This is a genomic window from Cupriavidus phytohabitans (genome assembly GCF_000426345.1).
In the GTDB taxonomy this organism is placed as follows: Bacteria; Pseudomonadota; Gammaproteobacteria; order Burkholderiales; family Burkholderiaceae; genus Cupriavidus.
Window position 1 is genome coordinate 1 of record NZ_AUFE01000076.1, and the last position, 19731, is coordinate 19731.

Annotated in this window: 20 protein-coding genes and 1 pseudogene; 6 read left to right on the forward strand and 15 right to left on the reverse strand. The window is 63.5% G+C overall.

Going from position 1 to position 19731, the window contains the following annotated elements; translation table 11 throughout:
- From K309_RS0129650 to K309_RS0129685, 8 genes are all read right to left on the reverse strand, one after another.
- Positions 1–508 (reverse strand): NAD(P)H-dependent oxidoreductase (locus K309_RS0129650; RefSeq protein WP_029049725.1); only part of this gene is annotated, 508 nt, incomplete at its 3' end.
- A 43-nt stretch (positions 509–551) separates the two neighbouring features.
- Positions 552–1256, reverse strand: coding sequence for an aquaporin (locus tag K309_RS0129655; RefSeq protein ID WP_029049726.1), 705 nt, complete (start codon positions 1254–1256; stop codon positions 552–554).
- 5 nt (positions 1257–1261) lie between these two features.
- A complete protein-coding gene (locus K309_RS0129660) occupies positions 1262–1756 on the reverse strand; it encodes an arsenate reductase ArsC (RefSeq protein ID WP_029049727.1) in 495 nt (164 codons plus the stop codon).
- Positions 1757–1799: 43 nt separating this feature from the next.
- Complete coding sequence (locus K309_RS0129665; protein WP_029049728.1) at positions 1800–2294, reverse strand: arsenate reductase ArsC; 495 nt, start codon at positions 2292–2294, stop codon at positions 1800–1802.
- A gap of 10 nt (positions 2295–2304) precedes the next feature.
- The gene (locus K309_RS0129670) at positions 2305–2787 is read right to left on the reverse strand and encodes an ArsI/CadI family heavy metal resistance metalloenzyme (RefSeq protein WP_029049729.1); all 483 of its coding nucleotides are present in this window, start codon (positions 2785–2787) and stop codon (positions 2305–2307) included.
- Positions 2784–3119: an ArsR/SmtB family transcription factor gene (locus tag K309_RS0129675; RefSeq protein WP_029049730.1), complete on the reverse strand. Its 336-nt coding sequence runs from the start codon at positions 3117–3119 to the stop codon at positions 2784–2786. The genes K309_RS0129670 and K309_RS0129675 overlap by 4 nt, the downstream gene beginning before the upstream one ends.
- A gap of 172 nt (positions 3120–3291) precedes the next feature.
- The gene (locus tag K309_RS0129680) at positions 3292–3933 is read right to left on the reverse strand and encodes a DUF1109 domain-containing protein (RefSeq protein ID WP_029049731.1); all 642 of its coding nucleotides are present in this window, start codon (positions 3931–3933) and stop codon (positions 3292–3294) included.
- The gene (locus K309_RS0129685) at positions 3930–4448 is read right to left on the reverse strand and encodes a sigma-70 family RNA polymerase sigma factor (RefSeq protein ID WP_051320684.1); all 519 of its coding nucleotides are present in this window, start codon (positions 4446–4448) and stop codon (positions 3930–3932) included. The genes K309_RS0129680 and K309_RS0129685 overlap by 4 nt, the downstream gene beginning before the upstream one ends.
- Here K309_RS0129685 and bufB point away from each other — a divergent pair.
- The 3 genes from bufB to K309_RS0129700 are packed head-to-tail and all read left to right on the forward strand — an operon-like array spanning position 4410 to position 6513.
- On the forward strand, positions 4410–5294 hold the full coding sequence (gene bufB / locus K309_RS0129690; protein ID WP_232232545.1) for an MNIO family bufferin maturase: 885 nt from the start codon (positions 4410–4412) through the stop codon (positions 5292–5294). The two genes, K309_RS0129685 and bufB, sit on opposite strands and share 39 nt — an antisense overlap.
- Entirely contained in the window at positions 5291–6046 is a 756-nt protein-coding gene (locus tag K309_RS0129695; protein ID WP_029049734.1) for an HvfC/BufC N-terminal domain-containing protein, read from the forward strand. Before bufB ends, K309_RS0129695 begins: the two co-directional genes overlap by 4 nt.
- Complete coding sequence (locus K309_RS0129700; RefSeq protein ID WP_029049735.1) at positions 6043–6513, forward strand: DoxX family protein; 471 nt, start codon at positions 6043–6045, stop codon at positions 6511–6513. Before K309_RS0129695 ends, K309_RS0129700 begins: the two co-directional genes overlap by 4 nt.
- A 340-nt stretch (positions 6514–6853) precedes the next feature.
- Here the strand turns inward: K309_RS0129700 and K309_RS0129705 are convergent, their stop codons facing one another.
- The 4 genes from K309_RS0129705 to K309_RS0129720 form a co-directional block, all read right to left on the reverse strand.
- Positions 6854–7045, reverse strand: coding sequence for a hypothetical protein (locus K309_RS0129705; protein ID WP_029049736.1), 192 nt, complete (start codon positions 7043–7045; stop codon positions 6854–6856).
- A 771-nt stretch (positions 7046–7816) separates the two neighbouring features.
- Complete coding sequence (locus tag K309_RS0129710; RefSeq protein ID WP_029049737.1) at positions 7817–9265, reverse strand: short-chain fatty acid transporter; 1449 nt, start codon at positions 9263–9265, stop codon at positions 7817–7819.
- Between the two features lie 31 nt (positions 9266–9296).
- Positions 9297–10241, reverse strand: coding sequence for a bifunctional Delta(1)-pyrroline-2-carboxylate/Delta(1)-piperideine-2-carboxylate reductase (gene lhpI / locus K309_RS0129715; protein ID WP_029049738.1), 945 nt, complete (start codon positions 10239–10241; stop codon positions 9297–9299).
- Positions 10242–10275: 34 nt separating this feature from the next.
- The gene (locus K309_RS0129720; protein ID WP_029049739.1) at positions 10276–13704 is read right to left on the reverse strand and encodes a molybdopterin-dependent oxidoreductase; all 3429 of its coding nucleotides are present in this window, start codon (positions 13702–13704) and stop codon (positions 10276–10278) included.
- A gap of 97 nt (positions 13705–13801) precedes the next feature.
- Between K309_RS0129720 and K309_RS0129725 the strand changes: the two genes are divergently transcribed.
- Positions 13802–14710: a LysR family transcriptional regulator gene (locus K309_RS0129725; protein WP_029049740.1), complete on the forward strand. Its 909-nt coding sequence runs from the start codon at positions 13802–13804 to the stop codon at positions 14708–14710.
- A 306-nt stretch (positions 14711–15016) separates the two neighbouring features.
- Here K309_RS0129725 and K309_RS0129730 read toward each other — a convergent pair whose 3' ends face one another.
- On the reverse strand, positions 15017–16540 hold the full coding sequence (locus K309_RS0129730; RefSeq protein WP_029049741.1) for a flavin-containing monooxygenase: 1524 nt from the start codon (positions 16538–16540) through the stop codon (positions 15017–15019).
- Between the two features lie 185 nt (positions 16541–16725).
- On the opposite strand from K309_RS0129730, the gene K309_RS37880 reads away from it, so the two are divergent.
- Together K309_RS37880 and K309_RS0129740 are read left to right on the forward strand one after the other, a co-directional pair.
- A complete protein-coding gene (locus K309_RS37880) occupies positions 16726–17163 on the forward strand; it encodes a hypothetical protein (protein ID WP_156914484.1) in 438 nt (145 codons plus the stop codon).
- Positions 17160–18491: a GAF domain-containing protein gene (locus tag K309_RS0129740; RefSeq protein ID WP_029049742.1), complete on the forward strand. Its 1332-nt coding sequence runs from the start codon at positions 17160–17162 to the stop codon at positions 18489–18491. The genes K309_RS37880 and K309_RS0129740 overlap by 4 nt, the downstream gene beginning before the upstream one ends.
- Here K309_RS0129740 and K309_RS0129745 read toward each other — a convergent pair.
- Together K309_RS0129745 and K309_RS43315 are read right to left on the reverse strand one after the other, a co-directional pair.
- Positions 18475–18969, reverse strand: coding sequence for a reverse transcriptase domain-containing protein (locus K309_RS0129745; RefSeq protein ID WP_156914485.1), 495 nt, complete (start codon positions 18967–18969; stop codon positions 18475–18477). The two genes, K309_RS0129740 and K309_RS0129745, sit on opposite strands and share 17 nt — an antisense overlap.
- Before the next feature lie 454 nt (positions 18970–19423).
- Positions 19424–19731: pseudogene (locus tag K309_RS43315) on the reverse strand (IS4 family transposase); the annotation flags it as partial.

A 19731-nucleotide genomic window follows, 5' to 3' on the forward strand; every position in this document is an offset into this window, starting at 1 on the left:
ACGACTGGTTCGGGATTGTCACCATGCGCATCCAGCGACCAAGCACGCGCAGTGCATTGACCGCGTTGAAGGATTGGGAGCCACCGCAGACTTGCATCACGGCGAGTGTGCGTCCCTGTGTCGGCCGAATGCTGCCTATCTCGAGAGGTAACCAGTCGATCTGGTTCTTGAAGACTGCAGTCAGCGTTCCGTGCCGCTCGGGGCTGCACCACACCTGGCCTTCAGACCACTCCGAGAGCTTGCGCAGTTCCACCTCCTTGGGATGATCCGCCGGGACGCTGTCGCACATTGGCAGGCCATGTGGATCGAACACGCGGGTTTCCGCGCCGAAGTGCTGCAGTATGCGTTCAGCTTCGTGCACGAGCAGGCGGCTGTAGGATGACTCGCGCAGCGAACCATAGAGCAGCAAGATGCGCGGCGGATGCGTGCTGATCCGTGGCGGCTCCAGCTTCTTCAAGTCGGGCGTGTCGAGCACTGCCGGAACGAGATTGGGCAAGTCCGTGGTCATTCGACCCTCCGGCCTGATGGTGACAGACATGGTGTTCTCAGAATCAATCGACTTGATGCTCGCCGGAAGACTCGATGACATTCGGATGGCCATGGCGCGCATGGCGTGGCTCGAGCAGCCGGTGCAGCATGAGTCCGATCGCGGCCCCTGCGCATTGAGCCAGCACGAATCCCGGTACGCTGCCCGGCGCAATACCAGCGAAGCTGTCGCTGAACATCCGCCCAAATGCCGCCGCCGGATTGGCGAACGACGTGGAAGCGGTGAACCAGTAGGCAGCACCGATACACGCAGCGACCATGGCGGAGGCCCGACCGTTCGGGGCGCGCAGGATAACCAGCAGGAGACCTGCAGTTGCGACCGTCTCTGCAATCCATTGCCCGGGGCCACTACGCACCTTGGCGGAGAACTGCAGGATTGTCATGTCGAACATGGCATGAGCCAACCATGCTCCGAGTACCGCGCCGACAAGCTGTGCGGCGATATATGGAACCAGCGCGGCGCCAGGCAGTTCTCCTTGCGCCACCATGACCGAACTGACCACCGGGTTGAAATGGGCGCCACTGATCGGGCCGAACACTTCGATCAGGATGTAGAGGCCACCGACGGTTGCCGCCGTATTGGCCAGCAGCGCCACGGCGACATTGCCGCCTGCAAGTCGCTCGGCCATGATTCCCGAGCCAATGACGACGGCGAGCAGCAAGGCTGTTCCAAGCGTTTCGGCGGCCAATCTGTTGCGCAAATCAATCATGGCGCTCAACTCTTGGCGATACGGTCAAGGTGTTCCTGCAACTCGGCGTTGCTCATCGAATCCAGCGGTAGCATCAAAAGTTGCATCATCCGATAGCCGATGGCCTGCCGGGTTAGCTCGAAGGCCTGGCGCTTCCCTTCATCACCACCCGGCGCATTGGAGGGATCGGCATACCCCCAATGCACCTTGACCGGGCTTCCCGGCCAGTAGGGGCATGCCTCGGCCGCCGCGCTGTCACAGACCGTAATGACGACGCGCATCTCGGGCGCACCCTCGCCGGTGAACTCATCCCAGCTCTTGCTGCGATAACCGCTGACATCGACGCCAGCGTTACCAAGCGCCTCGATGGCAAATGGGTTGATCCGTCCGCTGGGGGAACTTCCGGCACTATAGGCGCGTACGTCTCGGCCGAATTGGCTGGCCAGATGGTTCAGCATTCCCTCGCTCAGCACGCTGCGGGCCGAATTATGGGTACAGAGGATCAATACGTTTGTCGTCATGGGGCGCGGTGAAATCAAGAATGAATGCGGCTCAGAAAACGAGTCAGCGCGTTCCGATGTCCTGGACAGCCTTCTTAAGCGCGACAGCGTCCAGCTTAGGAAGAGGCAATGACAGGAACAATTCGATACGGCGCTTGAGCGTAATGGCTGCGTCGTTGATAGCCTGCAGTTTTTGGGCTTCCGTACCCACGCAGGCAGCCGGATCAGGGACGCCCCAATGCGCTGTGATGGGCTGGCCGGGCCACACGGGGCAGACCTCACCCGCCGCCTTGTCACACACCGTGAAGACGAAATCGAGTTGGGGCGCACCGTCCTGCGAGAATTCGTCCCAGTTCTTGCTGCGCAGGTCCGCCGAGTCAACGCCGTGGCGGGCCAGAACCGCCAGTGCAAGGCGGTTGACGACTCCCGTCGGATGGCTGCCTGCAGAGTAGGCGCGGAAGCGACCCTTGCCGAGAAGGTTCATCAGTCCTTCCGAGAGAATCGATCGTGCGGAATTGCCGGTGCAGATAAACAGCACGTTGTAGGTTCTATCGCTCATGGCGCACCCCTTAGCAGCAGGACGACTCGGAGTTGACGGCAATACCGATCGGTTTGCCCTTCGGCGCGCGAGGCGCGCAACATGCCGATTCCTGACCAGGGGCGTCGATTATCCGGGACTCGCCGTACACCGGCACATTGCCGAGGGTGTGAAAGTGTTCCCACGCTATGCCTTGCGGATCCGTGACCCAGTACTTCTCGCTTCGCGCATAGCAGCAGGTGGTTTCGCCCTCGTCGAGCAGCGCCATGTCGGCGGCTTCGGCGCGCTGCTTCAACTCGGCCAACTCGCTCGCATCGTCTGTTTGAAACCCGAGATGGTCGACGCCCGTCTCCGCACCGCGCGCCGAAATCGCGAAGTTCACGCGAGGATCCTCCAGCATCCATTTCGCGTAGTCGTCTTTCACGACAATGGGTTCGGCGGCGAAGAGAGCCGAGTAATAACGGATGCTCGCGGTCAGGTCGGCGACGCTGACGTGGACGTGGAAGCGTTTCATGATTTCGGCTCGGAGGCGACGGGGCAGTTGGACACAGGAGAGCACGGATTGCCGCTGCAGCAGTTCTCCGTGAGGTAACCCAGCAATGCGTTCATGGTCTCGAACCGAGCCATATAGATGATGGAACGTCCGTCCTGGCGGCTGGAAAGCAGGCCTGCGCGGTGCAATTCCTTGAGGTGGAAGGAGAGCGAAGATGCGGGGACTTCCATCAGTTCAGCAATCCGGCCGGCCGGTAGCCCCTGCGGACCGGCCTGGACCAGCAGCCTGAACACAAACAGGCGGATCGGATGAGCGAGCGCGGCAAGCGCTTCAAGTGCGTGACCAGTTTCCATGTTTCGACAATAATGGAAACATGGAAATTTTGAAAGTGAATTCTTTATGACATGATGGGTCTGGCGCCAATATCCCGAGCTACCGAAAGCGCGGCGCTCCGCCACCGGCTAACGGGTGAGTCCATGAGAAACGATGGCCCAGCCAAACACGTGCTGATCCCGAGGAGCGACACTACCACCGCAAGATTCGCGGGCCGAGCAGGCCACCCAGCACCGTCGGAATTAGCATCCCCGCCAGGTACCAGACCGCCCAGAACGGGACCTCCATTTCCGGGCAATGCAGGCAATAGACGATGGTCGCGGTGGCGCCTGCGAGCAGACCGGCCATTGCGCCTGCCGCTCGCAGGTGCGTCGGGGCCATTTGGCGTGCCGCCCAATGGACCGAGACAAAAAGCGGCAGCGATAGCAACGCGATACTGAGCGGGCAGGTTCGCCATGTCCGGCCCAGTATCAGGCTGGCCTGCCCCGCCTCGGGGGCATTGACAAGGATAACCAGTGCGCCGGCCCATGCGGCCAGCACGGGCAGGGTAGGCGCGGCCCAACGCACGCCAATCGTCGCCCCCGGGACCATCAGCCGTCGCAGTACGTGCGTGGCCGCGACAGCCATCCCCAGCGGGAATGCCACCTTGATCCAGAAGATTGGCAGCACCAGAACCTGCAGGATGTCGGGCCGCAAGCCGAACACGATGGCCAGCAACAGCAGGGCACCTGCGCCGCCAAGCGCCAGGGCCAGGATGAACGTTTTCAGCGCGACATGCCGGTCAATAGGTTTGATGCCGCTGGCGAGCAGCGTGACCAGATCGTCGGTCTTCATGATGTAAGAATCCTTGCTTTTGCGGCCAGTGCCTTCAAGCCGCGATGGATGCCGACCTTGACCGCCGATTCGGACAGGCCAGTCAGCCTTGCAGTCTCCGCAACCGAAAGTCCTTGCAGCTTCACATGAACGATCGGCAGGCGCTGCTTGTCGGGCAGTTGTTCGAGCAGCCCGTCCACATCCAGCCGTGCGTCGTGGGTCGGTACCGCTGCGCAATCGGCAAGAATGTCCATGAAATCGTCGAGCGGCTCAAGTCGTGCGGTGTGGCGCGAGCGGCCCCGCAAGAAGTCAAGCAGCATGTATCGCGCGATGGCGTAGACCCATGCCGTCAGCGGCTGTTCGGCCCGATAGGTGTGGCGGGCGTTATGCACGGCAAGCAACGTTTCCTGCACCACATCTTCCACTTCATCCGGCATGCCATTGAGCCGTCGGCGGACGAAGGCCCGCAGGTGCCCGGTCAGTTCCATAAGGAAGCTGTGATAAGCCGCCTGGTCGCCCTGCAATCCGGCCAGCATCAGCGTGCGAAGGCGTTGCTCGACAGGGCCGGCCTGGGCCTCAAGCCGCAACACTTCGGCGAGGCCTTGCGATGTACCGCGCCCGGCCTCTGGTTCGAGGTCCACCCCGAGAACTACCTGATGGCGGGCGGGCCGCGCCTGGCCTGGCTCGATGCCATCCGGGAACGGCATCCAGTAGCCTTGCACGGGGTGTCGCTATCGCTGGCGGGCGATGCTCGGCCGGATCGCGAGCATCTTGCCCGCCTGCGCGAACTGATCCGCCGCGTCGATCCCGTACGCATGTCCGAACACCTGGCATGGTCGACGCTCAACGGCCGTTACTACCCCGATCTGCTGCCGGTGGCCCGCACCACCGAGCGGCTGGTGCGGGTGGCCGCCAATATTGCACTGGCGCAGGATGCGCTGAACGATGAGATAGCCATCGAGAATCCATCCCACTACCTGCACTTCGATGCGCATACGTGGAACGAGACGGATTTCCTTGTGGAGCTGGTGCGCCGCACAGGCTGCGGCTTGCTGGTGGATGTCAACAATGTTCACGTCAGCGCCAGCAACCTTGGCTATGACGCCGCCTGGTATCTCGATCAATTGCCGGCGGACGCCGTGCGCGAGATCCATCTGGCCGGACATGCGATTGACCGTACTGCCAGTCAGCCGCTATGGGTCGATTCGCACGATGCACCGGTCGCGCCGGAAGTCTGGTCGCTCTACCTGAGATTGATAGACCGCATCGGCCCACGCCCGACGCTGATTGAGCGGGATGGAAACATTCCGTCGTTCGATGAATTGCTGGCGGAGCGTGCGCACGCGGCCGCGCTGCTCGGCAGGGAGGCAGCCCACGCATGAGCTTCGAGCAAGACTTCCTGAATGCGCTCTACGCAGAGGATGGGGCGGATCTGCTGCTACCAGTGCTGACACGCCAACCCGGATTTCAGGTCTACCGCAATACGGTGCTCAAGGCCTGCGTGGATGCATTGACGGCAAACTATCCGGCCGTCGTCCGACTGGTTGGCGAAGACTGGTTCCGGTCGGCTGCCTTGATCCATGCCCGTGCCGAACCGCCACGCAGTGCATGCCTGATCGAGTACGGCGCTGGCTTTGCCGACTTCCTGCAGACGTTTCCGCCGGCTGCCGAGCTGCCTTACCTTGCCGACGTCGCGCGGCTTGACCGACTGTGGACCGAAGCCCACCTTGCCGCCGACGATGAAGCGCTCGACACCGGCGCCTTCAGCACACTGGCCGGTGAGACGTTGCTCCGCGCGAGGCTGCGGCCCCGCGCCTCGCTGCGCTGGCGCTGGTCCGGCGCGCATCCGGCGTTCTCGATCTGGCAGGCCAACCGTACTGGTCAGGTACCTGCCGGGGATATGGCCTGGGTGGGCGAGGGGGCATTGCTGGTTCGCGTGTCCGGCAGCGTGTGCTGGCAAGCGGCAGGCCAAGGCATGTGCGCGTTCCTTGACGCCTGCGGTGAAGGCAAGGCGCTGCAGATCGCCGCCGAATCCGCCGCAATGGCCGAGGCTGGCATCGACATCGCCCAAACGCTGGCCTCGCTCATTGCTGCGGGTGCCTTTGCCTCAATCATCGCCGGAGAGCAGCCATGACAGACAGGGCCCAAGTCACGAACCACACCGGCGCCAGCGGGGGCGCATGGACAAACCTGACGCAATGTGCGGCGCGTTGGATCAACGATGATGTGCTGGCGCTGATTGCACGTGTGGCGATCGCATCGGTATTTTTCCTGTCAGGGCGGACCAAAGTGACCGGCTTGCTGACGATCAAGGACAGTACCTTTGCGCTGTTCGAGAGCGAGTATCGACTGCCGCTGGTGCCGCCCGAGCTGGCAGCACATCTCGCAACCTATGCCGAACATCTGTTCCCGGTCTTGCTTGTGCTGGGACTGCTGACCCGGCCAGCGGCATTTGCCTTGCTGTGCATGACGGCGGTCATAGAGATCTTCGTCTATCCTGATGCGTGGCCCACCCATCTGACGTGGGCAGGATTGATGCTGCTTCTAATCGCTCGCGGTGGTGGTGCATGGTCGATGGACCGGTTGTTCAAGATTCGCTGAGATTTGGGGCTTGTCTTGGCAAATCGAGGTAAGAAGCGAGGCCTCTCACCAATGCGGGTGGGTGTGGGGCTCAAGACGAGCCTTCTCTGTCATTTAACAGCGCTGAGATTCATGTCCGTTGACAGGATAGGAGCCGCCAGAAACCAGGCCGGTCACCAAGGGCGACTCGAAAACAAAAAGCTACGGAGTAGCCGCCGAAGGACCGCGCATGGGCTACGGCGGCATCACCCCGCCGGGCTGATGCACATTTGCTGATAGGCGCTGCCGGCGCCGACATCGCCAATAGGATGCCGGCCGACCAACGCACGATGGCAAGAAGTCGGCCGGCAAGGCGCTGCCGTCAGTACTTCGGTACTGGGCGGGCCCCGCCTGCCCAGTCATGCGTGTACTGATAGACGTTCTGGATGTAGTCTGCGAGGCGCTGGTCGATCTGGCCGCCCTTGATGGCGGACATTTCGAGGCTATCCAGGACTTCGATGGCCGGCAGGTCATGAATGACAATGGTCGCGCGTTGGTTGGTCTGGGTAGTCATGATGAAGCTCCTTTGCTCAGGTCGAGTTAGTAAGCATTGGATGTCGCGGTTTCCGTGTCCCTTGCTCACTAGTCGTATTGCATGGCGCGTGCCAGTGTCTTGGTGTGCGTACGTCGCCACCGGATTGGGCCCACGCGGAGCGATAGGCGACGATTCGACTACCGTGATGTGGGTGGAAAACCAACAGACGCTGTCTCTACGTTGGGCCGTACCAGACGGTCCCGATGGACTGAGATTTTGGTGGGCGACATCGTCAATCACGACGCCGGCCTTCAGCGCCTTCACCTAGTCCATAACCGTGGCCCGGAGTGCCGTGCGCAAGGGATTGGTTGCCGACCCACAAATCCCCTTGCTGCCTGCTGAAGGCCCGGTGGCCTCCATTAAAGGGCTGAAGGACGCGAACGTGCTCCCCAGGCGGGCCGGCCAGCCCAAGGTGAAGCGAGGGTGCTTCCGCCCTTCTAACGAAGGTGGCAAAGATCTGTGCTGCCTACAAAGGACGCTGCTCACCATTCTCAATCAGATAAGCCGGGACAGCCGCTCGGCCGATGAAAGTGAGGTGCGTCGTTGGCGGGCCAAAGTCCCTTGTCACTAGAGGAGCGGACATTGTTTCCGTTTGACGACCTTGACTCACCTGTAATCGGCGCCTTGGAGTACAGGCAAAATAAAGCCCGCTGCAATGGCGGGCACGAATCCCTTGAGGAGAAAAGGGAGGAGACGGAGATAGTATAAGCGCTTACGAAGACTCTCGCAGGCCTCGCTTGTGGCGGGGTCTCAGGGCAATACCGGAGGACGGTAGGAAAGGGTCGTAGCGAAGGCCCATAACATGAACAGCACCAGCGGCGTATGCACCAGCAACTGGGTGAAGGTAAAGCCGACCACGTCCTTGGCCCGGATGCCGAGCACACCGAGCAACGGCAGCATCCAGAAAGGATTGATCAGGTTCGGCAGCGCTTCAGCGGCGTTGTAAACCTGCACCGCCCACCCAAGGTGAACCTTCAGCTCGTTGGCGGCCTGCATCACATAAGGCGCCTCGATGATCCACTTGCCGCCGCCGGACGGCACGAAGAAGCCGAGCACAGCGGAATACACGCCCATGACCGCAGAGAACGACTCCGTGGTCGCCATCGAGACAAAGGCTGACGCCAGATGGTGCGACAGCGTGGCGCCGTCGCCGCCTGTTGCCTTGGTCAGGATATAGGCGATGCCTCCATACAGCGGGAACTGAATCAGGACGCCGGCCGTGGATGGCACTGACCTCGCGACGGCGCGCAGGAAGCGCTTCGGGCGCCAGTTCAGCAGCATGCCGAGCAGCAGGAACAGGAAGTTGTAGGTATTCAGGTTGGAGATGGCGAGGATCGGATCCTTTGCGGAAAACTCCTGGTATAGCCAGCTCGCGCCCATGGCGACCAGAATCAGCGTCAGGATCGGACTGTATTCCAGCCATTCGCCCGGCCGGGATGGCCGCGCCACAACTTCATCGGCATCGTTCAGGTCAACCCCCATATCGGCCGCGGTGCGGGCACGCGCCTCGGTCGGGGCCGAGAAGTACGCCACCGCCAGGGACACGATGATCAACACGGCGGTCATCGCCATGGATTGCCAGAGAAAGATCGTGTCGGAGAACGGGATGACCCCGGTGATATCCAACAGCGATTTGGGCAGGCTGGCGGGATTGGCCTGCAGTTGCGCGGCGGAGGAACTTAGCCCCAATGCCCAGGTAGCCCCCATGCCGAGGTAGGCTGCCGCGCTGGCTGCCCTGTAGTCGACACGGAAGCCGCGGCGCCTGGCAATGGCGCGCACCAGCAAGCCACTGAAGATCAGGCTGATCGCCCAGTTGAGCAGCGACGTCGACAGGCTCACCATTGCCACGAAAGCGACGGCCCCGCGCGCCGTGCGCGGCAGGGCTGCCAGGCGTTCGATCAGCAGGGCTGCCGGCGGCGACACCGCTACCACGTAGCCGGCGATCGCGACCACGGCCATCTGCATGGTGAACGGGATCAGGCTCCAGAAGCCGTCGCCAAATGCTTTCGCCACGGCTGGCGCCGGTGCGCCCACCATCACGGCGCCCAACGCCACTACCACCACGGCGATGGCCGCAAAAATATACGAGTCGGGGAACCAGCGCTCGGACCAGTCGGTCACGCGTATCGCCAGGCGTTCCAGCCCGCCTTGCTGTCGATTTCCGGCATCCGCAAATGCCATGCTTGTCGTCTCTTTCATCCTGAACTCCTTGGCAGTTTCCTTCATCGTTCTAATGGTTCGCCACGGCTTCGAAACACATGGCGGCCGCGGCCAGGTCTTCCAGCGCGGTCCCCACCGCCTTGAACACCGTGATCTCCTGCGCCGAACACCGGCCCGCATGCCCGGCCCGGCACAGGCCGGCCAGATCGCTGCGGATGTCTTCGGGGGCGATCACGCCGTTGGTGATGGGCGACAGCAGGTCGCCGGCCTTGCCTACGGCTTCGTCCGTATCGACAAACACCGAGGTGCCGTCAAAGCACGCGTCATCGGCCTCCCGCATGGCGGGCGTGAAGCCCCCGATCAGGTCGACGTGGGTGCCGGGACGGAGATATTCCCTGCGGATCAGCGGCTCGGTGGACAGTGTTGCCGCGCTGACGATATCCGCAGCACAGCTGTCGGCATTGAGCCGCTCGACCACGTGGGCTTCGAAGCCGTCGGCACACAGGTGTGCGACCAGCCGACGGGCCTGGTCCATATCGATATCCCATACGCCGACGCGCCGCACCTGGCGGACTGCGCGATAGGCATACGGAAGCAGGCTGGCCACCCGCCCGGCGCCTAGCACCAGCATCGAACTGGCGTCTTTGCGGCTCAGGAAGGACGCAGCGAGCGCCGACGCCGCGGCTGTGCGCCGGGAAGTAATCTCATTGCCGTCGATCAACGCCAGCGGCTTGCCTGTCTCCGCACGGTACAAGATGTAGGTAGAGTAAAGCCCCGGCAGTTTGCGCCGGTGGTTACCGGGATAGACGCACACGGTCTTGACGCCCATGTACCCGCTCGCCGCATTCCACGCCGGCATCAGCAACAGCGTGCCCGGCTCGTCCGGCGCAGCGGTGACCGTATGGTTGTGCCGCAGCGGCACCTCGCAGCCAGATGCGAAGGCATCCTTCAGGACTGTGACAAGGCGGTCGAACGGCAGGGACGCCCGCGTGGTGGGCGCATCGATGTTCAGCATGGCGATAGCTCTTCAAAGGAATGGGAATAGCGATTCATGCGTCAATGACGAGATCGCTTGTCGGCACCGCCTGGCACGCCAGGCAAACGCCCGGGTCATCGGGTGCCTCGCCATGCAAGTGGTGTACGGACCCGGATGCAATCCGGACGGCACAGCTCTCGCACTGGCCGACGCGGCAGCCGCTGGGCAGCCGAATGCTCAGCGCCTCGGCGAAGCCAAGCAGGGGACCATGCTCCGAGCGCCACACGTGGGTGGTGTCCGACTTTCGGAACCGGACCTGGAAGGCCTGCCCGGGCTCGATCCGCGGCGTCGCCGGCGAGCGGAAAATCTCCTTCTGGATATCGAAGCGCGGCAGACCCCTGGCGGCCAGCCCGGCGGCAAACGCCGTCATCATGGCGTCTGGCCCGCACATGTAGACCAGCGGACGCGAGGCCAGCAGCGCATCCGGCACGGCCGCCGCGGAGACGCGCCCTTGCACCTGGAAGTCGCGGCCGGGGATGTCGTCATCCGCGGGAGCGTCATAGAAATTGATCATCGTGAGCGCAGGGATCAGTCCTTCCAGTTCGCGTAGCCGGTCCCTGAAGGCGTGCGTGGTGCCGTTCTGGTTCGCATACAGCAGCAGCATTCGGGGCGGTTCCTGTCGATCGACGAGCGATTCCAGCAGGTTGATGAACGGCGTGATGCCGATGCCGCCGGCAAGCAGGACCAGCGGTCTTGCCGTACGCGTCGGCATCACGAATGTGCCTGACGGCGCGCGCAACTCGACGGTGTCGCCGACCGCCAGTTGCGTGTTGATGAAGGTCGAGGCGACACCGGACACTACCTCGCCGCTGGCGAGCCGGGTCCGCGCATGCCGCACGGCGATCGCATAGCTGCGGCGGTCCGTGACGGCCGCGGGTCCGGTCAGCGAGTACGAGCGGACCACTTCCAGCCTGCCGGGGCCGACAAAGAACCTGAGGGTCACGTGCTGGCCTGGCAGGTAGTCCGGCAGCGTGCCGCCGTCAGCAGGCTCCATGTGCACCGCGGTCACGTCGGCGGCTTCCTTGCGCAGCGCGACGATGCGGAATGGGCGATATCCGTCCCAATGCCTGCGCCATATATCGAACGCAGGGTCGCGTTCCACGTTGCAGCGGCACGATCGCAGCGGCGAGGAGCCGCTGATCGGGTCCTGGCGGGTCGCATCGATCAGCGCGTTAAAGTTCGCGCTGTCCGTGCCGAGCGCGGCGGTCGGCTGCTGACCCATGGCATCGCACCCTTGCCACCAGCCATACTCGCCGACCAGCACGGCGGGATGCAGCCCCGGCTGGACGCGCGCGGTAAATCGGGCGCTGCCCGCCGGCGTGGACACCCTGACGGGATCTCCCGTGCGGATATCCTTGACGGCGGCAAGCTCGCCGGAAATATCGAGCTGCGGCAGCATTGCCTTGCGACGCAAGGACGCCACGCTGCGCTGCTGGCTGTGGCAGTAGTACCCGTTCTTTGCCGACGTCATCAGATAGGGAAACGATCCGCTCTCCTGTGCTGCGTCGCTCCATGCCGATTCTGGCAAGCCGGGCAGCGGTGGATAGTTATGTCGCAGCAGGTGCTCCGAGTAGAACTCGACCAGCCCGGTCGGCGTATTGAATGGCCGACCGTCTGTGCTGGTGGCGTACTTCATCTCAACGTCCTCGACCGGAACGCGTACCCCTTCCGGAGTCTGGCGCAGCTCAGCCACAGTCAGCCCCATTGGCGCCAGCATGTGGTTCCAGCCGGCTTCCAGGCTGCCGCCGAAGAAGGCGTCGCCGAGCCCGATGCGCGCGGCCAGTGCGAACACGATGTCGTTGTCCGAGCGCGCTTCGCCGCGCGGCGTGACCATGCGCTGGCGCAACTGCACGAGCTGCTCCGCCGCGGCGGACACCTCGAAACCGATCCGCAGGCCCTCGCGTTCCCACGGCGTGTTCACCGGCAGCAGGATGTCCGCGTACCTGGCACTCGGGTTCTCGAACAGGTCGCAGTGCACGTAGAACTCGAGTTCGCGCAGCGCCTGCTCTGCGTTGGCCACATCGGGCTGCGACAACAGCGGATTGGTCCCGAAGGCAATCAGCGACGTGACCGCATAAGGCGCCTTGTCGGTAATCGCGCGGTAGAGGTCCCGTGCGGTGACCCAGCCTTGCGCCGGCGGACCGAGCGGGCGCGAATCCAGCCCCAGCGCCTTGCGCGCCTGCTCTGGGCTCAGCAGGTCGAACCGACTTACCGCGTTGAACGGCGGCTTGCGATAGACACGGTTGCCGCCGCTGCGGTCGAAGCTGCCCGTCAGCGCATACAGGCAGGCAATGGCGCGCTCCGTCTGCGTGGCGTTCTCATGCTGGCCCACGCCGGACCAGGCGTGATAGGCAATGCGCCCGGCCGCGCCGATCAGGCTTGCCGCATGGCGGATATCGCCCTCGGCGATCCACGTCAGCGCGGCCGCGCGCTCGGCCGGATAGCGTGCGCATTCCGCCGCATACAGATCGAAGGCCGGCCGGCACAGCAGGGTTTCCCCTTTGCCGCCGCCCATCAGCGGGGTGGCAAAGGTGCCGCGCAGCGCGATGTGCCTCGCGTCATCGACGGCCTTGCCGGCCGGCACCGCCATGCGCTGGCGCGCGTCCCAGACCAGCAGGCTGTCGGCATCCGCCAGGCCGATGTCGCCCCCGCGCAGAAAGGCACCATTGTCCTGGCGCACGAGCAACGGGCCATTGGTCCAGTGCCTGACAAAATCGATATCGAAGGCGTTGGCTTCGATCAGCAGGTTGGCAAGCGCCATGGCCAGCGCGGCATCGCTGCCGGGCTTGACGCGCAGCCACTGGTCGGCGTCATCCGCCAAGGCCGTCTGTCGCGGGTCCACCACGATGAGTCTGGCCCCAGCCGCTCGGCCGGCTCCGATCGCCTCTGCCTGCGCCAGCCACGTATTGGTCGGGTTGTGGCCCCACAGCAGAATCAGTCCGGCATTGCGGTAGTCCGCCGTCGGCATGCCGCAGCCGAAGGTGAAGGCATGCGCGAAGTCCTTGTGCCAGTTGCAGATCTCGGTGGCGTAGCAAATGTTCGGGCTGCCATAGAGGCGGATAAAGCGCTCGATCCAGTCGATGCTGTCCGACAGCGGGGTACCGCTGGGCGTCGTCACCGCGAACGCTACGGACTCGGCACCGCGCGTGGCGCGGGTGCGCAGCAGGCGCGCGGCGATTTCGTCGAGCGCCTCGTCCCAGGAAATGCGCACCCAGCCCGGATCGTCCGCGCCTTTCGGGGTGGTCCTGCGCATGGGGTACAGGACCCGATCGGCGCTATGCACCAGCTCCGGGGCGGCCTTGCCCTTCAGGCACATCGCCTTGCCGGTGGGGTGGTCGTTGTCGGGACGGACTGCGACCAACGTTTCGCCGTCGACAACGTTGATCGTGCCGCAGCGCGAACGACACAACGTGCAAAACCCCTTCTTTTCTACTTCGCTCATCGCCAGATCCCAGCAACTTGTCTTCGAGCTGGATGCTAGCTAGCATGAGGCGTTATAGCTAATTCATAGTTTTGACATTGCAATATCGGAAAAATCGATGCTGCCAACACTCAAGCAAATACAGCACTTCGTTGCGATTGCCGAGACCGGGCAGGTGTCGCGGGCTGCACAGCGCTGCAACGTTTCGCAGTCCTCGATGACGGCATCGCTCAAGACGCTGGAGGACGCAGTCGGCGCAACGCTGTTCTCCCGGCACGCCGCGGGGGTAAAGCTGACAGCCGCGGGCATCCGCTTCCTGCGTCATGCGCAGCAGATCGACGTGGCCGTGCGCGAGGCAGTCACCGCGGCAGCAGTTACGCCCGCGGCGCTGACCGGCGTCGTCCGCCTTGGGGTCACCGAGACGATTACGGCGTACGTCCTGCCTAAGCTGTTGCCTGCCCTGGAGCAAAAGTTTCCCGGGCTGGAACTGCAAATCCTGGAGCGACCGCGCGGCGATATCGAGGCGCATATCCAGGCCGGCAAGCTCGACCTGGCCTTGCTGCTGGTTTCCAACCTGCCCGAAATGGATCACGTCGGCTGCGAAACGCTGCTGCGCTCGGCGCGCCAGCTTTGGGGACATCCGGACCATCCGCTGATGCAGCTGGAGGAGATCAGACTGTCTGACGTGGCGCGGCACGACTACATCCTGCTCGACATGGACGAGCATATCGCCACCGTGATCAAGTACTGGGGGCAGTACGGGCTCGCGCCCAGCGTGCGGCTGCAAAGCTGTTCGATCGAGGCCGTGCGCAGCCTGGTGGCGTCGGGGCGCGGCGTGTCTATCCTGTCCGATCTCGTCTATCGGCCCTGGTCGCTGGAAGGGCAGCGCATCCTGCGGCGCAGCCTCACTGACAGGGTGCCGTCCATGGATGTCGGATTGATCTGGCGGCTCGACGCCGGAGCGGACCCGCAGATGCAAAGTTTGCGGGAGTTTCTGCGGGTTGCATTGCGGGAGACGCTACGTTAGCGCTTTTACTGCCCGCCATCCACGGTGGTGGTCAAAATCAATCGCGGGTACGAGCCCTGCCCATCAGCTCACGGGGTCATACCCAAACTCGCGGAGTTCCTGCGAGCCGCGGCAAGCTTTGGCGATCGCTGGCCTGCCCTTTGCCGTGTTCATCATCGGCCGGAGTTCGTCGCGGAGAAAGGCGCCTGACAGCGCCAGATGCGGCAATGGGACGGCTCCCTTCACGGTTCGCCGCGCCGGGCCCCTCGCAGCCCGGACGTACAGCGTGCGTGGGCGACTGGAATGGCTGGCGACGCAAGGCGCGGTTCAGGCGACGACGGCTTCCGGGCTGCCGATCAAGCTGCGCAACCGCAGCTCCTCCGGCGTAAACGCCGGGCTGCGTATTGCCCCGAATGCCTGAGCGGCTGCCAGCGACCGGGCCGGCGCATCGTTCAGGCGGTCTGGGCCTTGCAAGCGGAACGAGACCGGCGAGAGGGGGCCGAACAACAGCGCGCGTTCAAGCTCGGACCAGCGCGCCAGATCGGGCTCCACGCCGATCTGGCGCGCCAGCGAAACCGCAAGATCATGTAGCACTGGCTGCTGCCCGCGCTGCCGCATCGCCCGGCACGCCGCCAGCCCCTGCGCCATCTGTACCGGCGACGGCATGGGTGTCAGGCCGGCCAGCGTGTAGGCAATCCAACGGGCCTGCAGTTCGAGCACCGGCAGATAGGGGCCGACCAGGTTGTAGAGGCCGACAAAGGCTAGTCCCCGGAGGTCCGGATGAAAGGTATGGGCGTGCAGGTCTAGCCCCCTGCCGTCGTAGTTCAGCGTCCGTGCAATGTCTGGCGCCAACCACGGCACTGACAGGCCATAGCCGGTTCCGAAGAGAATCGCATCGGGCGTTGCGACAGTGCCGTCGGTAAAGTGCGCGGTGCCCCCGTCGATGCGGTCGATCCAGGGGCGCACGGTAACCCGGCCTTCAGCGACAGCCGGCAGGAAGCCCTGTGACTGGGAGATGCCCGCCGCGAACACATTGGCATCGGGCACCGGCGCCCCAAACTGGTCGGGCGCGCCGCCGGCCCGAAGCACGGCCGCCTTCAGGCCCTCCGCTAGCGCCTCGGCAGGTAGCGCCTCGCCCGCCAGCGCCGCCGCGCGGTGGAACAACACATGTTCGGCCGGCACGCCTGCAATCAGCTTAGGGACGATATAACGCTGGCGGCGGTAGGCTGCGGTGACATTTGCTCCGCCAAAAGCGAGATCAGAGGCGATTTCCAGGGCGCTAATCGAACAGCCGGCCACCAGCACAGAACAGCCTCGGTAAGGCTCAGCACCCTTGTAACGCGCGGTATGTGCGATACCGAGCGCGCCGGTAAAGTTCGCCATGCCAGGAATATCAGGCAGTAGCGGCACGGCTTGCGCGCCTGTAGCCACGATCACCTGTCTAAAGCTCTCTTCGTGCATTCTGCCCGCACTGCGCGAACGTAGCCGCCAGCAGTCACCCTCCGCCGCCTCGAGGCGCTCGACACGCGTACCGAAGCGGATGCAGCGCAGTAAATCGAAGCGGGCTGCATAGCGCTCCAGATAGGCAAGCATCTGGTCCTGGCGCGGATACGTCGCAACATCTGTGGCATGGTCCAGGTCGGAGAAGGCCGACATGACTCGGCTGGTGTTTGTGCGCATGCCGGGCCAGGTCGCGCTGGCCGCGCTGCACAAGTTCCATTGACCGCCGAGCCGGTCGCCGGCCTCGAACAGGATCGGCTCAAAGCCGTGCTGCAGCAGCCAGCGAGCCGAGACCAAGCCGCCCGGGCCGGCGCCGATGATGGCAACCTGCCTGTTTTTCGGATGTTGCATGGTGGGACTATCCTTTTGTCGATGGTCCCAACGTTATAATCTGCCACACAAAATAGCGTCGCTAAAAGGTCGCTAAGCGGCTGGCCGTACTTCCTAAGTTACTCCTAACGGTTTCCGAAGCGAAGACAATCTGGGGCAATATGCGGCTGTCAGACGAGATCCTCGACTTTATAGCGAGCCCGGTGATGATCATCATCGGCACGCGAAATCAGGCCAATCGCCCCTCGATAGCCCGCGCCGTCGGTGGTCGCGCTGTCAACAAGGAAACCGTCGAGGTTATCGTGTCTGCCTGGCAATGGCCGGAAGCGATAGCCAACATGGCCGCCAACGGGCAGGCCGCCATTACCTTCGCTCGCCCTGCGGACTATGTCTCCTATCAATTGAAAGGCTCCACCCAGCTCCGCGCCGGTGACCCGGCAGACCTGGAACTCTCCCGGCGTTACCGGGCTGATATCTATGCCTTGTTCGGCGGCCTCGGTCTCCCGTTCGAGCTGGTCTCGCCGTGGCTGGCGGATAGGGAGCTGACGGTCGCACGACTGCACGTGCGCGAGGCCTACATCCAGACCCCCGGGCCAAAGGCAGGCAACGCCGCCGACTCGCCCACGGAAAGGGGTGGGGGATGATGCCACTGCGCGACCTCGACGACTGCTTCGAAGGCGTAATCCCCTCGATCATCGCCACAACTGCGGCCGACGGCACGCCCAATATCTCCTACCTGTCGCATGTGGTGATGGTGGACGACGCGCATATCGCCATCTCCAACCAGTTCTTCGCCAAGACAGCCGCCAATATCCGCGCCAATCCGCATGCCTCCCTGCTACTGGTCAGCGCTCGCCACGGCGGTCAGTACAAGCTGGATATCACCTGGGTTTCGTCCCGCGACGAAGGGCCGCTGTTCAAGCGCGTGGCAGACCAATTGCGGGCCAGTAGCGCCCAAGTCGGCATGGCTGGCATCATGCGCCTCAAGGCCATCGACGTGTTCCGCGTCGATAAGATCGAACCTGTGGTTTCCCCCGCGGGGACGGATCATGCAGGCGACGCATCGCCGGCGCCCGATCTTGCCGTCCTCGGCCAGGTGATGAAAACCATCAGCGCACAAGGCGATACGGAAGGCGTAATGGGTGCAATGCTCGATGGCTGCGCGCAATTAGGATTCCCGCATGCCATCGTGCTGCAGAGCGATCCTATCCGCCGCCTGCTTACCACCGTGGTCAGCCGCGGCTACGGCCGCTCCGGCGCCGGTTCCGAAGTGGCGTTCGACGAGGGACTAATTGGCATCGCCGCCATCACCCGGCGCCCGGTGAAAGTCAATGACCTGAGCCGGGTTCGGCGGCTGGGCGACGCGATCGAAGCCACCAGCCCCGCCGACGAAAACCGCACCCGCATCATTGGGCTGCCCAGCCTGCCCGACGCCATGAGTCAGATGGCCGTCCCTATCATGGCTCAGGACACGCTGCGCGGCGTGTTGTTTGTGGAAAGCCCGGAGCGGATCGCCTTTCGCACGGCACATGAAACGACACTTGAAATGATCGCCAGCCAGTGCGCACTGGCTCTGGCGCTCTGCGAAGCGCTGGTCCCGGATGCCCGCCCGTCAGCGCTCCGGGCGGTGCCCGGACAGCCAGGTGATCGCGTCATCCACGTGACGCACCACGCTATTGACGATAGCGTCTTCATCGACAACGCCTACGTCATCAAGGGCGTTGCGGGACGCCTGCTGGCCTATATGCTGGGCGTCTACATCAACGAAGGCCGGAACGCCTTCAGCAACCGCGAGATCCGACTGGCGGAGGCGCTGCGGCTACCAGAGATCAAGGACAACCTCGAAACGCGGATGCTGCTGCTTCGGCGGCGGTTGGGGGAGAAGAATCTGCCCGTGCAGTTAATTCATGCGGGGCGTGGGCAGGTCCGGCTGGTTGTGGATGGGCTGCCTGTGCTTATGAGGGCTGGGTGAGCGGCGAAAGACAGATAGAGACCGCGCCAAGACGGGGGCGACCTTCCTGACTTTGCCAGCCCCGCACCGTCGTCCTCATCCGGTTCAACGCATCGTTGCTCACCGCCCGCAGGAAACTGGTAAATCGCCGCTTGTATTTGCTCGATGCGTCCCTGGGCCTGAACGTAAAGCCCAGAAACGTAAACTGCACGTTTGGATAAGTGCCAGTACGGTTGCTGTCCTTGCAGTACACAATCCGCGATTTCTCCGGATGCATCGTCAGCCGGCACTCTTCCAGCCGGGGCGCGATAGCCCGCATCACCGCTTCGGCCTGCGCCAAGCTGCGGCAGTGAACCACCGCATCATCGGCGTAACGCGCGAAAGGACAGTGCGGGTGAGTCCGCCGCATCCAACTGTCGAACACGTAATGCATGAACAGATTCATCAGGATCGGACTGACCACACCGCCCTGGGGGTGTACCCCGCGTGCGGGACACACACCTGCCCCTTCTCGCGAGAGTGGCCGGGCGAATCGCGGACGGCCGAGTTCTGAAGCTCATCCAGTCCTTTCTCAAGACATCTGGAAGACATGACGCGTTGGAGGCCGACTTCTGGGAGTCCCCAGGGGCGGTTATCAGCCCTCTGTTGGCGAACCTCTACCTGCACGAGGCTCATCAATTGGCGCGCCAATCCCGATGTGGAAACAACTACTGGAGAGCCCGTCGCGGGAAAACCGCAGGGAGGGACGGCGCTCGCCGTTTCCTACCCCTATCCCTTGGCCGTTCTCGGCAATTCGCACTGTGGCGCGGGGCCGAGCTCTGGTGGACCGACGGGCAACTTCCGTTGCCGACCCAGCGACAAGCGCCGCAGGCGAGTTGACCGCGATGTTCTCATGGCCGCGATACTGGACACGTACCCCCCGCTTATCCAATCCACCCAAGTTACTGTAAGCATCAACAAGCCTTATAAGCGGCATGTCGATGAGGCTTTGGGCGAGGCGGACGAGGTTTGTTGCGATCCGGTCGCACGCGATGGGCACGTGTTGCGATCAAAGCCAAGGTCTCATTCAGGGCAGCCTTGGCCCAGCGCAAGCCGAGCAGCGCCGCTGACAGGACAGGTTTGAGAGCCGTGATGGCGAAGGTTCGGTTGATACGACGGTCCGAGTCAATCTCATGTTCCTGCGCGGCGCTGAGGCAGCATAGGGCGTGCAAGTTGTCGCTGAGGATTTTGGCGCCGAAGTCCTGCCTCGCGGCCAACTGTG